Raw genomic sequence first — 13,736 nt, 5'->3', positions numbered from 1 at the left:
TCCTCAGTTCAGTATAAGTAAGGCTTGTAACGACTGACGCTGAGGAAACTATAAAAAATAAGTTATAGGCAACCTTGCTTAAGCTGAACTGATTTTCAAAGTCAGATAAATTTGAAAATGGAGTGATAGCAGATGCAAAATAGTGAAATAGAATTAAAAAAATTATGGAAAATAGAAGAAGATAGTCAATTAACCGGCTGGGATTTTTCACGGATAGCCGATTTTCATCAATCTGGAATAGTAATGTGGGATTACCAGAAAATTGTGCATAAATATTTAGATCAAAAAGACCAGTTATTAGATATGGGGACAGCTGATGGGAATTTTTTAAAAGGTCTAAAACATCCGTACTATTTAACCAGTGTAACGGAAGCCTATCCGCCAAATATTGAACTCTGTCAAAGAGAGTTAAGTCCCTTAGGAATAACGGTTTATCCAGTTTCAGCGGACGAGCAATTACCTATTTTGGCTGACTCCTTCGATTGTGTAATCAATCGTCACGAAGCTTATGATGTTTCAGAAGTGACTCGAGTTTTAAGAGCGGGAGGTGTTTTCATTACTCAACAAGTGGGTGGCTTAAATCATTCGGAAATTGCACAATACATTTTACCCAATCAATTAAGAGACTTAAATCAAGAAAATTTCCTATCTAAGAAGGTACAAGAAATAGAAGCAGCTGGGTTTACTGTTGAACTTGGGTTTGAAGAATTTCCTTTTACCACATTTAAAAGCGTTGCAGCTTTTGTATATTTTGCTAAACGAATTGAGTGGGAATTTCCTGATTTTTCAGTGGAAACATCTTTTTCACAATTAATAAAACTTCACAAAATAATTGAACGCCAAGGTTTTTTTGTAGTAAAAGAACATCGTTTTATTATTGTAGCTAGAAAAGAATAACGTTCTATTTAAAAAAAACACTCTAAAATGAACTTATTTTAGAGCGTTTTTTTCAAATAGTTATAGCAAATCCTCTTTTCAAATGAAAGGAATAGTTAGGGAAAAGTCAATACTTCTTTTTAAGTTAAAAATATGCTATTATTTTAAGTGAAACCTTATGAAAAAGTAGGGAAGAAAAAGGAGTGTCGCTTGTTTGACCAAATCAGAAGATGTAAGCAAAGAAATGCTATTGAAAAATGCCGATATTGCTGTTGCATTATTTGGTACTCATGATAAAAATTTAAAATTACTAGAAGAATCATTAGAGATTGTGATTAATAGTCGTGGTGAAAAGATTGAGTTAATTGGAGAAGAAGAACAAGTTGAGCATGCTGAAGCAATTTTGCTTCAATTACAAGAATTAATAAAACGTGGAATTCAAATTGGTCAAGCCGATATTGTTAGTGCTATTAAAATGGCTGAGCGCGGTACAATTGAGTATTTTATTGCCATGTACGATGAAGAAATTGGCAAAGACCGTAATGGAAAACCTATTCGCGTGAAAAATTTTGGTCAGCGCCAGTATGTTCAAGCGCTTCGCAAGAATGATATCGTTTTTGGGATTGGACCAGCTGGAACTGGGAAAACATATTTGGCTGTTGTTATGGCAATTGCTGCCTTAAAAAATGGTGATGTTCAAAAAATTATTTTAACTAGACCGGCTGTTGAAGCCGGTGAAAAGCTAGGCTTTTTACCTGGGGATTTAAAAGAGAAAGTCGATCCCTATTTACGTCCAATTTATGATGCTCTAAATAATGTTTTTGGTACAGAGCATACGACTCGTTTAATGGATCGTGGTGTGATTGAGATTGCGCCGTTGGCTTACATGCGTGGTCGAACATTAGAAGATGCATTTGTTATCTTAGATGAGGCTCAAAATGCAACAACGGCTCAAATGAAGATGTTTTTAACACGTCTAGGTTTTGGATCAAAAATGATTGTGAATGGTGACAAAACACAAATTGACTTACCCCGTGGGGCTGGAAGTGGTTTAGTTCATGCAGAACGAACATTGCAAGGAATTAAAGGGATTGGTTTTGTAACATTTGATTCAAGTGATGTAGTAAGACATCCTGTAGTTGCTAGTATTATTGATGCTTATGAACGTGAAGATAGAAAAGAATTTGATGAAAAGAAATCTAGCTTAACAGAGTAAGGAGTGAAAGAATGAAAGGAATGCTAGAACGAACACAAAAAAGAATGGGTAGAGTGTATATTCCTTTTGTCCTGGTTCTGCTTTCAATCATTCTTTTTGTTATTATGTTTCATAGTGTGCTGCCACGATCATTAGATGTAAAACTCTATCAAGTTGCTGAAGAAACGATTCGTGCCAATGCAACTGTAGAAGATCGGGAAAAAACCATTGAGGCACAGAAATTAGCACAGGAGAACGTTAATCCTGTTTATCGTTACAATACGAGTATCGCTACAACAAAGATAGCGAATCTTAATTTCTTGTTTGCAGCACTCGATGAAGCTAGTGGACAATTGGAAAAAAAGAAAGCTGAGCCAGTAGTAGAAACAAATAAAACCGTAGTAGCTGCTATTTCAGAAAAAGAACGTTTAAGCATTTTAAGTGAGAAAATGAAGAATACAAATGATCAAGCAGAAGAATTTGTTCGTTTATTGCCTAATTGGGTTTTAATTCAATTATTAGATGCAGATAATAGCAGTCTAAAGTCAATCAAAGATGCGACGATTAAAAGTGTTGAACAAGAAATGGGACGCTCAATAAAAAAAGAAAATGTATCTGCTATTCGACAAACGGCCAAAGACCAGCTCGAGTATACTGACTTATCGGTACCTAACCAACGAATTGTTGCTTTATTAATTGAAAATAGTATCGTTGAAAATGATATTTACGATGGAAAAGCCACTGAAATTGCCAAAGTTGAGGCTAAAGAACGGGTTCAACCAGCTTTACTTTTACAAGGTCAAGTTATTGTTCAAGAGGGGCATGTTGTGGATCCTAATGCTATGCATCAATTGAAACTATTGGGATTATTAGATAAACAAACTTCTTACCAGCCTATGATTGGCCTAATTATTTTAGTTATTACCCATGCGTTAGTACTTTATTTTTTAGGGAGTGCAAAAAAAGAAGAACGAATAGAATTTGGTCGTTGTATTACCTTGTACTCATTTTTAATTATTTTTGGTGTCTTTTTAATGAAAGGACTTCAATTAATTCAAAATGCTGGAGCTAATTATTTAGCCATGCTTTATCCAGCTGCATTATTCCCATTATTATTAACGTTATTCCTCTCTAGACGTTTTGGAATTATCGCTAATGGTTTTTTAGCAGCCTTTTCAATTTTTATTTTTATAAAAGATGCTGGAACTAGTTTTAGTATCATCATCACACTATTTTATTTATTGAGTGGTATGATGGGAACAATGTTAAGTCGTAAAAACCAGCGAAAACAGTTATATACTAGTTTTGTTTGGACGACTATTTTTAATGGTTTATTTTTAATTGCTTTTATTTACTATCTAAATATTCAAATTTTTTCAAGAGAAGGACTTATGGTTCTTTGTTATGGAATGTTAAGTGGATTGATTTCATATGTTTTAGCAATTATGCTGAATCCATATGTGGAAGTTTTATTTGTAGACAATGCGATTTTAACAATGACTGAGTTGGCAAATCCGAATCAACCATTGTTGAAAGAGTTGCTAACTCGGGCTCCTGGAACGTATCATCATAGTTTAATGGTTGCCAATTTAAGTGCTAATGCCGTTGGTGCAATTGGTGGAGATTCGATGTTTGCTCGGGTAGCTTGTTATTATCACGATGTTGGTAAGCTTCGTCATCCATTCTTTTTTGTAGAAAATTTGCCTACTGGAATGGAAAATCCTCACAATATGCTAGCACCAGAGGAAAGTAAACAAATAATTTTCAATCATGTAACAGAAGGTGTTAAAATGTTAGAGGGAGCTAAGATGCCTCAAAGCATTATTGATATTTGTGCGCAACATCATGGAACAACATTGATGAAGTATTTTTATGTAAAGGCAAAGGAAACGGATGATTCTGTGACTGAAGCTGATTTTAGATATCCAGGACCTAAACCACAAACAAAAGAAGCTGCTGTAATTAATATTGCTGATAGTGCAGAAGCTGCTGTGCGGTCAATGGCGGCTCCAACAAAAGAAGAGATTGCTAAATTTGTGCATAACTTGATTAGTAGTCGAATCAGTGATGGTCAATTTGACGAATGTGATATTACCTTACGTGAATTAAAACTAGTTGAGAACTCTATTTGCGAAGGTTTAAATGGAACTTTCCATTCTAGGATTGAATACCCAAGTTTAAAAAAAGAAGAACAAGAAAAATAGTCAATGAGAGGAAGTCCTACTATGGAATTAGATTTATTTGATGAAACAGGAAAAGTTACAGAGGAACAGACGAGGTTGGTGGAGACTCTGTTGGAATTTGCTGGAACTCATTTAGATTTACCTGCTGATACTGAAATGTCTGTGACCTTTGTCGATGATGCTGGTATTCAAGTAATTAATCGTGATTATCGAGGAAAAGATACACCAACGGATGTCATTAGTTTTGCAATGGAAGATGAAGTTGAAGAGGATATTGCTATTAATTTTGATTTGTTAGATGAAAAAATGCCTCGAAATATAGGCGATATTATTATTTCAATTGATAAAACCGCTAGCCAAGCTTCTGAATATGGTCACAGTTTTGATCGAGAATTAGGTTTCTTAGCTCTTCATGGTTTCTTACATTTGAATGGTTATGATCATATGGAATCTAAGGATGAAGAAGAGATGTTTGGTTTGCAGAAAGAGATATTAGATGCCTATGGACTTGAACGATAAGAAGGATGCGCAGGATAAAAAAGCGTTCGAGGAGAGAGACGAACGATGTGAGAAAAATAAAAATTTCTTGGAATCTTTCTATCATGCAGTGGATGGGATTGTCACGGCATATAAAGAAGAAGCAAATTTAAAGGTACATCTTTTTATTGGAGTCCTCGTCATTTTTGTGTCGTGGTTTTTTAAGCTTAGTAAGTATGAATGGTTATGGATGATTTTAGTAATTTTCCTTGTAATTGTAATGGAAATATGGAATACTGTGATAGAAAACTTGGTAGATTTAGCAGCAGATGGGAAGTTTCATCCATTAGCAAAAAAGGCCAAAGATATGGCTGCTGCTGCTGTTTTGATTACAGCTAGCTTTGCATTAGTTGTAGGAGCCATTATTTTTTTACCTAAACTATATTATTTATTCTTTTAAAGGAGCTTATGAATGATGACTCGAATGCCCGTTTGGATTCAACAAGCAAATAAAATGCTAGAAAAAGCGTATGTCCCTTACTCAAAATTCCCAGTAGGCGCAGTAATTGTAACGAAAGAAGGGAAAAGTTATACAGGTTGTAATATTGAAAATGCCTCTTACGGATTAAGTAATTGTGCAGAACGTACAGCCATTTTTAAAGCTGTCTCAGAAGGTGAAAGAGACTTTAGTTACCTAGTTGTAACTGGAGATACAGAAGGACCTATTTCACCATGTGGTGCTTGTCGTCAAGTAATTGCCGAATTTTGCCCACCTGATATGCTTGTCCTATTAACAAATAAAAAAGGGGATCAAATGGAAACAACTGTTGGCAGTTTGTTACCAGGTGCCTTTACACCGGAGGATTTAACTTAAATGAGTGAACACAAATCTGGCTTTGTTGCCATCGTAGGTCGTCCCAATGTTGGGAAATCAACTTTACTAAATCGTGTTGTTGGTCAAAAAATCGCAATTATGAGTGATAAAGCTCAAACAACTAGAAATAAAATTCAAGGGATTTATACAACTCCTGATGCTCAAATGATTTTCATTGATACACCAGGAATCCATAAACCAAAACATCGTCTAGGCGATTTTATGGTGGATTCAGCGTTAAGTACGTTAAGAGAAGTAGATGTTATTTTGTTAATGGTTAATGCGGAAGAAAAACGTGGTCCTGGTGATAACTTCATTATTGAAAAATTACAAGGCAATAAAACACCGATTTTCTTAGTTATTAATAAAATTGACAAAATTCATCCAGATAAGCTATTAGAAATTATTGAAAATTATCGTGAGTTATTACCTTTTGAACAGATTGTTCCAATTTCTGCAACTGAAGGAAATAATGTTGACACTTTATTAGGAGAATTGCTTCGCTATTTACCAGAAGGTCCACAATTTTATCCAGAAGATCAAGTGACCGATCATCCAGAGTACTTTATTGTGTCTGAATTAATCCGTGAAAAAGTGTTGGAATTAACTAGAGAAGAAATCCCACACTCAGTAGCTGTTGTTGTAGAAGGCATGAAACGTAATGAGAATGACAAAGTTCAAGTCCAAGCAACGATTATTGTGGAACGCTCTTCACAAAAAGGAATTATTATTGGCAAAGGCGGAAAAATGCTCAAAGATATCGGGATCAAAGCTCGCCGTGATATCGAGGTTATGTTAGGTGACAAAATTTATTTGGAACTTTGGGTAAAAGTTCAAAAAGATTGGCGTGACAAACAAAATTATTTAACTGATTATGGTTATCGTAAAGACAACTACTAAATCATTGGATTTGATGGGGAAGCTGAGATTAATTTCTCGGCTTTTCTTACTTTATTCATAAACAGGAAAGGAGATTTCGGAATGTCTCAATTAGAAGAAGTTGAAGGAATTATTTTATCTGTGCGAAATCATCGAGAAAATGATCGATTAGTGAAGATATTTACGAATCGTTTTGGAAAGCGAATGTTTTTTGTCAAAGGAACTAGAAAGCCAAATAGTAAATTAAAAGCAGCTATTTTACCTTTCACTAAGGCAAATTATATCGCAGATATTCGTGATTCAGGCCTTTGTTTTTTACGAGATGCTAAAGAAGTTGTTCATTATTCGGCAATGCAAAAAGATATTTTTTTGAATGCTTATGCGACGTATGTATTAGGTTTAGCTGACGCAGCATTAGAAGATGCTATTGTAGATTCAGCACTATTCCATAAAATTGAAATGACCTTGATAGATATTGATGAAGGGTATGATCCAGAAATTATGGTAAATATTTTTGAAGTACAAATTTTACCATATTTTGGGGTAGCACCAGAATTACGAGGGTGTGTATCTTGTGGAACAACGGAAGGGACCTTTGATTACTCCTCTAGCTACGGTGGTCTTTTATGTCAAAAGCATTGGCACTTAGATGAACATCGCTATCATGCCTCTCCTCGAGCCATTCATTTTTTACGAATTTTTTCACGATTGAATTTAGATCAACTTGGAGAGATTAAAGTGAAGGAAGAAACAAAAAAAGAACTACGAGTTCTATTAGATATGATTTACGAGGAATCAGTTGGTATTAAATTAAAAAGTAAATCATTTATTGATCAAATGTATACATGGGGAGATATGCTTCTTCAAAGACAAGAGAAACCTACTGATTTTCAGTAAGTTTCTTTTGTTTATTCCGTACATTTCCGAAAGGTTATTTATAATGTCTTGTAACAAAGAATAAATACTTAAGTAAGAACATTATTTTAAATAGAGTTAGGTTATTTAATTTAGAAAGCGTTCACAATTCGGTCGCAAAAAAATTCAATTATTAAAGGCGTAGGTGAGAAGAATTTATATCGCGGGGCGGCTACTAATAAAATCGGACAACAAATGGGAAAAGGAAATTACCCGATGGCTTCACATATAAAGTACCTGGGAATGACAACTCTTTATTTGGTCCACTTTTTAGTGCCACATTAGGTAGGAAGATTTATTTAACAGATAACCAAAAGATTTATAGTTATCAAGTTATAGAAACATATATTGTTGATCCTGAAAGAGTCGATATTTTAGATGATGTGCCAGATAAAACTTTATTAACCTTATATACGTGTAGTACAGATGCAGGGGTGGAACGATTAGTAGTTCAAGCAGAGCTAGTTGAAGAAGTAAAAATTATCAATGCTACACCGGAACAGCAAGCGATTTTTGTGAACTCTTAAAGAAATAACTTGACAGAAAGCCTAAATACAGGCTATTATAAAGGCAAGTTAATAATGAAGCGTTGAAGGAAAAGAGTAGGAATTGTATCTCTAAAGTAGCGAATCTGGGGAAGTGCGAGCCAGATATAGAGTCAATTTTGAAGGGCATTCTGGAGCTTATTCAATGAAGATGCTAGTTGTATGACTAGAATTAGGGTGGAACCGCGATAATTTGTCGTCCCTATACTAACAGAAGTTTCTGCTTAGTATAGGGACTTTTTGTGTACTTTTTTATTTAGGAGGTATCGAGAAAGGCGTTAGAGAAGAATGAACTAAAGAATGCAGATATCAGAAAAGGAGTGAATATAATTGAGTAAAAAATTAACTATTCAAGAAATGATTCAAACATTACAAAATTTTTGGTCTAGTCAAGGCTGTATGCTAATGCAAGCTTATGATACTGAAAAAGGAGCAGGGACCATGAACCCTTATACTTTTTTACGTGCGATTGGACCGGAACCATGGAATGCAGCATATGTGGAGCCATCAAGAAGACCAGCTGATGGTCGTTATGGTGAAAATCCAAACCGTCTTTATCAACATCACCAATTCCAAGTAGTGATGAAACCATCACCAGAGAACATTCAAGAATTGTATTTAGAAAGTTTAACACTTTTAGGAATCAATCCCTTAGAGCATGATATTCGTTTTGTGGAAGATAACTGGGAAAATCCTTCAATGGGTTGTGCTGGTTTAGGCTGGGAGGTTTGGTTAGATGGGATGGAAATCACTCAATTCACTTATTTCCAACAAGTTGGTGGCTTAGAATGTAAACCAGTAACTTCTGAAATCACTTATGGAGTTGAACGTTTAGCTTCTTATATCCAAGAAGTCGATAGTGTCTACGATTTAGAATGGACACATGGAGTTAAGTATGGTGAAATCTTTATTGAACCAGAATATGAGCATTCAAAATATGCCTTTGAAACTAGTAACCAAGAGTTATTGTTACAGCTATTTGATTCCTATGAAAAAGAAGCACAAGTTCAAATTAAACACGGCTTAGTACATCCAGCGTACGATTATGTTTTAAAATGTAGTCATACCTTTAATTTGTTAGATGCTCGTGGTGCTGTTTCTGTAACAGAACGTGCTGGTTATCTAGCTCGAATTCGGAATATGGCTCGCGCGCTAGCGAAAGCTTTTGTAGCTGAACGTGAAAAACTAGGATTCCCATTATTACAAAAAACAGAAAATTCAACAGAGGAGGCAAACTAAAATGGCGAAGGATTTACTAATAGAAATTGGCTTAGAAGAAGTACCTGCAAAATATGTATCCGCAAGTAGTCAACAATTTGCTACTCGTGTTTCGGATTTTTTGACTGAAAATAAATTAAGTTTTTCAGAAATTATTCCTTTTTCAACACCAAGAAGATTTGCAGTTATTGTAAAAGAAGTTGCAGATAAACAAGAAGATACTCAAGAAATCGTTAAAGGCCCTGCAAAAAAAATCGCTATAGATAGTGAAGGCAATTGGAGCAAAGCGGCAGAAGGTTTTGTTCGTGGGCAAGGTGCAACGGTTGAGAATATTACCTTCAAAGAAATCAAAGGTATTGAATATGTTCATATCGATAAATTTACACCAGGTAAACCTGCAATGGAAATTTTAAAGAATCTAGATAAAGTCATTACATCAATGACCTTCCCTGTAAATATGCATTGGGCAGATTATTCGTTTAAATATATTCGTCCTATCCATTGGATTACTGCTATGTTAGATCAAGAAATAATTCCTTTCAAAATTCTAGATATTGAAACAAGCAACACAAGTCGTGGCCATCGTTTCTTAGGAAAAGAGGTAACGTTTAGTGGTGCTGTAGATTACGAAAAGAATTTAGAAAAAGAATTTGTGCTTGCTAATAGTGAAAAACGTAAAGCAATTATTGTTGAGCAAATCAAAAAAATTGCTGCTGAAAAACAATGGCATGTTGAGTTAGATGAAGAGCTATTAGAAGAAGTAAATAATCTTGTTGAATATCCAACTGCATTTGCTGGTAGTTTTGATGAAAAATATCTAGCTATTCCAGAAGAAGTTTTAGTTACTTCGATGAAGGCTCACCAGCGCTATTTTGATGTCCGTGATTTAAATGGAAATTTAGTTCCATATTTTATTTCTGTTCGCAATGGAAATGCAGAACACATTGAGAATGTTGCTAAAGGAAATGAAAAAGTATTGACTGCACGTTTGGAAGATGGTGCCTTTTTCTATGAAGAAGATCAACAAATAAAAATTGCTGATGCTGTTGAACGGTTGAAATCAGTAACCTTCCATGAAAAAATTGGTAGTATTTATGAAAAAATGCAACGCGTTGCTTACTTTGCTGAGACAATTGGAAAAGTTGTTGGTTTAACAACGGAAGAATTATCCGATTTAGCTCGCGCTAGTCAAATTTATAAATTTGATTTAGTCACAAATATGGTAGGCGAATTCCCAGAACTGCAAGGTATCATGGGGGAGAAATATGCCTTAATGCAAGGTGAAAAACCTGCAGTAGCAACTGCAATTCGTGAACATTATTTACCTGTTTCAAGCGATGGTGCTTTGCCACTTACAAATGTTGGAGCTGTATTAGCAATTGCAGATAAATTAGATAGCGTAATGAGCTTCTTTGCTGTTGGAATGATTCCTACAGGTTCAAATGATCCATATGCTTTACGTCGTCAAACATATGGTGTCGTAAGGATTGTTGAAAGTAAGGGGTGGTATTTCCCAGTAGAAACATTACGTGGTGAGATGATTAGTGCTGCGATTCAACATAAAGAAGAGTTGAGTCAAAAGCTAGAAGCTAGTGCACCAGAAGTAATTGATTTTATTAAAGCAAGAATGCGTCAATATTTATTAGGGCAAAAAATTCGTTATGATGTCATTGATGCTGTATTAAAATCCGATCAAGAAGATTTAAAGAAAATTGCTGAAACGGCTCTTGTTTTAGAAAAACATGTCAAAGAAGCAACATTTAAACCAACTATCGAAGCATTAACTCGTGTAATGAATTTAGCTGTTAAGAGTAAAGAACTATTAACTGAAAGCCAATTGTCTGTTAATGATGCTTTATTTGAAACAGAATCTGAAAAAGCTCTATATGAAGCAGTTTTAATTGCTGAAGAAGCATTTGCAGCAGAAAATATGGAGATGAATTATGTAGCTTTGGAAGCACTTAGCCCTAAAGTTGAAGCTTTCTTTGATGAAAATATGGTTATGTCAGATAATGTAGCTCTTCGTAATAATCGTCTAGCTTTATTGTCTAAGCTAGGTAATTTAGCATTATCATTTGCTAGTGTTGATCAGTTAATTGTAAAATAATTGTTATCTATAAAAACAGACTAAACGCTATTTTGTACCGACCTCTAAAAGTTAGACTTAATACTCTAATTTTTAAGGGGTAGTACAGTTGATAGTTTAGTCTATTTTTTTGTATTCCATGAAGGAGGACAAACATGATACAACTAAAAAGGGTTTATGATACGCCTGCTACTAGCGATGGATACCGAATCTTGGTAGATCGAATTTGGCCTAGAGGATTATCTAAAGAAAAAGCAGCCTTAGGCGTTTGGGCTAAAGATATTGCCCCGACAGCAGAATTACGTAAATGGTTTAATCATGAGCCAGAGAAATTTAACTTATTTAAAACAGCTTATGAAGCAGAATTAGCTCGAAATTCTAATTTAGAAGACTTTTGTCTAGCTATTAGAGAGCATTTAGCCAAAGGAAATGTGACACTGCTATATGGTGCAAAATCAAGGACTTGTAATCATGCCATTAGTTTAAAAAATTATTTAGAGGTTTTAGAAATTTTCTGATTTAATTAAGGTATTTTGCTAATTTTAGCTTTCCTTTCCAATTAATTTTCCATATAATAAAAGGATGGAGAAAAGGAGGAAGCCAATGTTAAAAAGATTTTTTAGTTATTATTACCCGTATCGTCGTTTATTTATTTTAGATTTTTCTTGTGCGATTGTCGCGGCTATTTTAGAGTTGGCCTTTCCTGTTGTCGTCAATCAAGTTATTGATAAATTATTGCCAACTGGAAACTGGTCTCTAATTGTAACAGCAGCTTTATCATTGTTATTTTTTTATGTGGTTAATACTGCATTGCAATATATAGTTGTTTACTTTGGTCATATGTTAGGAGTCAATATTGAAACGGATATGCGTCGTGAATTGTATGCTCATTTACAAAAACAGCCTTTTAGTTACTATGATAATCAAAAGACTGGAAAATTAATGAGTCGACTTACAACAGATTTGTTTGAAATTTCTGAAGTTGCGCATCATGGACCGGAAGATGTTTTTATTACAATTATGTCTTTGATTGGTTCTTTTGTATTAATGCTGATGATTCATGTTCAGCTAGCGTTAGCTACCTTTATCATGATTCCTTTTATAACAGTGGCTTTAGTCTTTTTTAATAAGAAAATGACGAAAGTAAATACAGAAATTTATCGTAATTTAGGTGATTTTAATGCAGGAGTAGAGGCATCTGTCAGTGGAGTTCGTGTTGTTCAAGCGTTTTCAAATGAACGTCATGAGCAGGAGCGCTTTGAAGGATTAAATCAAGCTTATCGACAATCAAAAATATTCTTTTACAAAATGATGGGAATTAGTGCAGCTTATAATTATTTATTAATGCGTTTGATTAATTTATTTGCATTATTTTTTGGAGCGTATTATACAATTACTGGTGAGATTACTTATGGTCAATTTGTTGGCTTTATTTTATTAACAAATGTTTTTGTGCGACCAATTGAAAAAGTCAATAATATGATTGAAAGTTATCCCAAAGGAATTGCTGGATTTAAGCGTTTTGCCGAAGAGATGGATAAGGAACCTGCAATTCAAGATCGATCTAATGCGATAGATGTCTCTCGCCTAATTGGCGAAATTAGCTATCATACTGTTTCTTTTTGGTATGATGATTCTAAAAAAGTGTTAGATCAGGTGAATTTATCCATTAAAGCAGGAGAAACGGTTGCATTTGTTGGGCCAAGTGGAGCGGGAAAAACAACTATTTGTAATTTGTTGCCACGCTTTTATGAAGTAAATACTGGGAAAATCACTGTTGATGGGATAGATGTTCGTGATATGACGCTTAGCTCTTTACGGAATCAAATTGGTGTCGTACAACAAGATGTATTTTTATTCCCTGGAACAATTAAAGAAAATATAGCCTATGGAAAATTAGGAGCAAGCGATGCCGAGATTGCTATGGCAGTAAAACTGGCTCATTTGGAACAAGTTGTTGAGGAGATGCCTGATGGATTAGAAACGATCATTGGTGAGCGTGGAGTTAAATTATCAGGTGGCCAAAAACAGCGACTAGCCATTGCTCGGATGTTTTTAAAGAATCCACCTATTTTAATTTTAGATGAAGCAACATCGGCGCTAGATACTGAAACCGAACAAGTAATTCAAGATTCCTTAAATTCACTTTCAAAAGGACGAACAACCTTAATTATTGCCCATCGATTAGCAACAATTAAACATGCAACACGAATTGTGGTTGTGAATGAAGATGGAATTGCTGAAGAAGGTACCCATAACGAATTAATGGCTTCAAATGGCCCTTATAAGCGATTGTATGATGCACAATTTAAAGTATAAAAAAGTTCTGAAAACAAAAGGCTTAGTCTTTGTTTTCAGAACTTTTTTAGTTTAAGGACAGACTAGTTATTTCTAGTGGATTATGGATACTAAACGGAAAATTCTCGGATATAAGTTAAAAACTAGTATGGTACATTTTGAATGAGGGCAAATTAGTTCGATTTTGATT

Annotated in this window: 13 protein-coding genes and 1 other annotated feature; all 13 genes read left to right on the top strand. The window is 34.5% G+C overall.

Features of this window, described 5'->3' with window-relative positions:
• Positions 1 to 132 precede the first annotated feature (132 nt).
• The 13 genes from BR43_RS04595 (at position 133) to BR43_RS04535 (ending at position 13,567) form a co-directional block, all read left to right on the top strand.
• On the top strand, positions 133 to 897 hold the full coding sequence (locus BR43_RS04595) for a class I SAM-dependent methyltransferase (protein ID WP_034559919.1): 765 nt from the start codon (positions 133 to 135) through the stop codon (positions 895 to 897).
• Between the two features lie 223 nt (positions 898 to 1,120).
• A complete protein-coding gene (locus BR43_RS04590) occupies positions 1,121 to 2,092 on the top strand; it encodes a PhoH family protein (protein ID WP_034560033.1) in 972 nt (323 codons plus the stop codon).
• An 11-nt stretch (positions 2,093 to 2,103) separates the two neighbouring features.
• A complete protein-coding gene (locus tag BR43_RS04585; protein ID WP_034559918.1) occupies positions 2,104 to 4,275 on the top strand; it encodes an HD family phosphohydrolase in 2,172 nt (723 codons plus the stop codon).
• Positions 4,276 to 4,296: 21 nt separating this feature from the next.
• On the top strand, positions 4,297 to 4,773 hold the full coding sequence (gene ybeY / locus BR43_RS04580; RefSeq protein WP_034559916.1) for an rRNA maturation RNase YbeY: 477 nt from the start codon (positions 4,297 to 4,299) through the stop codon (positions 4,771 to 4,773).
• Positions 4,751 to 5,191, top strand: coding sequence for a diacylglycerol kinase family protein (locus BR43_RS04575; RefSeq protein ID WP_034559915.1), 441 nt, complete (start codon positions 4,751 to 4,753; stop codon positions 5,189 to 5,191). Before ybeY ends, BR43_RS04575 begins: the two co-directional genes overlap by 23 nt.
• Before the next feature lie 15 nt (positions 5,192 to 5,206).
• Positions 5,207 to 5,605, top strand: a complete 399-nt coding sequence (locus tag BR43_RS04570) for a cytidine deaminase (protein ID WP_034560032.1) — start codon at positions 5,207 to 5,209, stop codon at positions 5,603 to 5,605.
• Positions 5,606 to 6,505, top strand: a complete 900-nt coding sequence (era, locus tag BR43_RS04565; RefSeq protein WP_034559912.1) for a GTPase Era — start codon at positions 5,606 to 5,608, stop codon at positions 6,503 to 6,505. It abuts the gene before it with no gap.
• Between the two features lie 81 nt (positions 6,506 to 6,586).
• A complete protein-coding gene (recO, locus tag BR43_RS04560; protein ID WP_034559911.1) occupies positions 6,587 to 7,381 on the top strand; it encodes a DNA repair protein RecO in 795 nt (264 codons plus the stop codon).
• Between the two features lie 311 nt (positions 7,382 to 7,692).
• Positions 7,693 to 7,926, top strand: coding sequence for a sortase domain-containing protein (locus BR43_RS04555; RefSeq protein ID WP_245617824.1), 234 nt, complete (start codon positions 7,693 to 7,695; stop codon positions 7,924 to 7,926).
• A gap of 53 nt (positions 7,927 to 7,979) precedes the next feature.
• Positions 7,980 to 8,151 (top strand) — a binding site (T-box leader).
• Positions 8,152 to 8,274: 123 nt separating this feature from the next.
• Positions 8,275 to 9,183 carry a glycine--tRNA ligase subunit alpha gene (glyQ, locus tag BR43_RS04550; protein WP_034559909.1) on the top strand — a complete coding sequence of 303 codons (909 nt, stop codon included), beginning with the start codon at positions 8,275 to 8,277 and terminating at the stop codon, positions 9,181 to 9,183.
• Position 9,184: 1 nt separating this feature from the next.
• The gene (glyS, locus tag BR43_RS04545; protein WP_034559908.1) at positions 9,185 to 11,269 is read left to right on the top strand and encodes a glycine--tRNA ligase subunit beta; all 2,085 of its coding nucleotides are present in this window, start codon (positions 9,185 to 9,187) and stop codon (positions 11,267 to 11,269) included.
• A gap of 134 nt (positions 11,270 to 11,403) precedes the next feature.
• Positions 11,404 to 11,766, top strand: coding sequence for a DUF488 domain-containing protein (locus BR43_RS04540; protein WP_034559907.1), 363 nt, complete (start codon positions 11,404 to 11,406; stop codon positions 11,764 to 11,766).
• Positions 11,767 to 11,851: 85 nt separating this feature from the next.
• Positions 11,852 to 13,567, top strand: a complete 1,716-nt coding sequence (locus BR43_RS04535) for an ABC transporter ATP-binding protein (protein WP_034559906.1) — start codon at positions 11,852 to 11,854, stop codon at positions 13,565 to 13,567.
• Positions 13,568 to 13,736: the final 169 nt, after the last annotated feature.

Source organism: Carnobacterium gallinarum DSM 4847, from assembly GCF_000744375.1.
Classification (GTDB): Bacteria; Bacillota; Bacilli; order Lactobacillales; family Carnobacteriaceae; genus Carnobacterium; species Carnobacterium gallinarum.
Note: the sequence above shows the minus strand (reverse complement) of the source record. Positions and strands in the feature narration are given on the sequence as shown.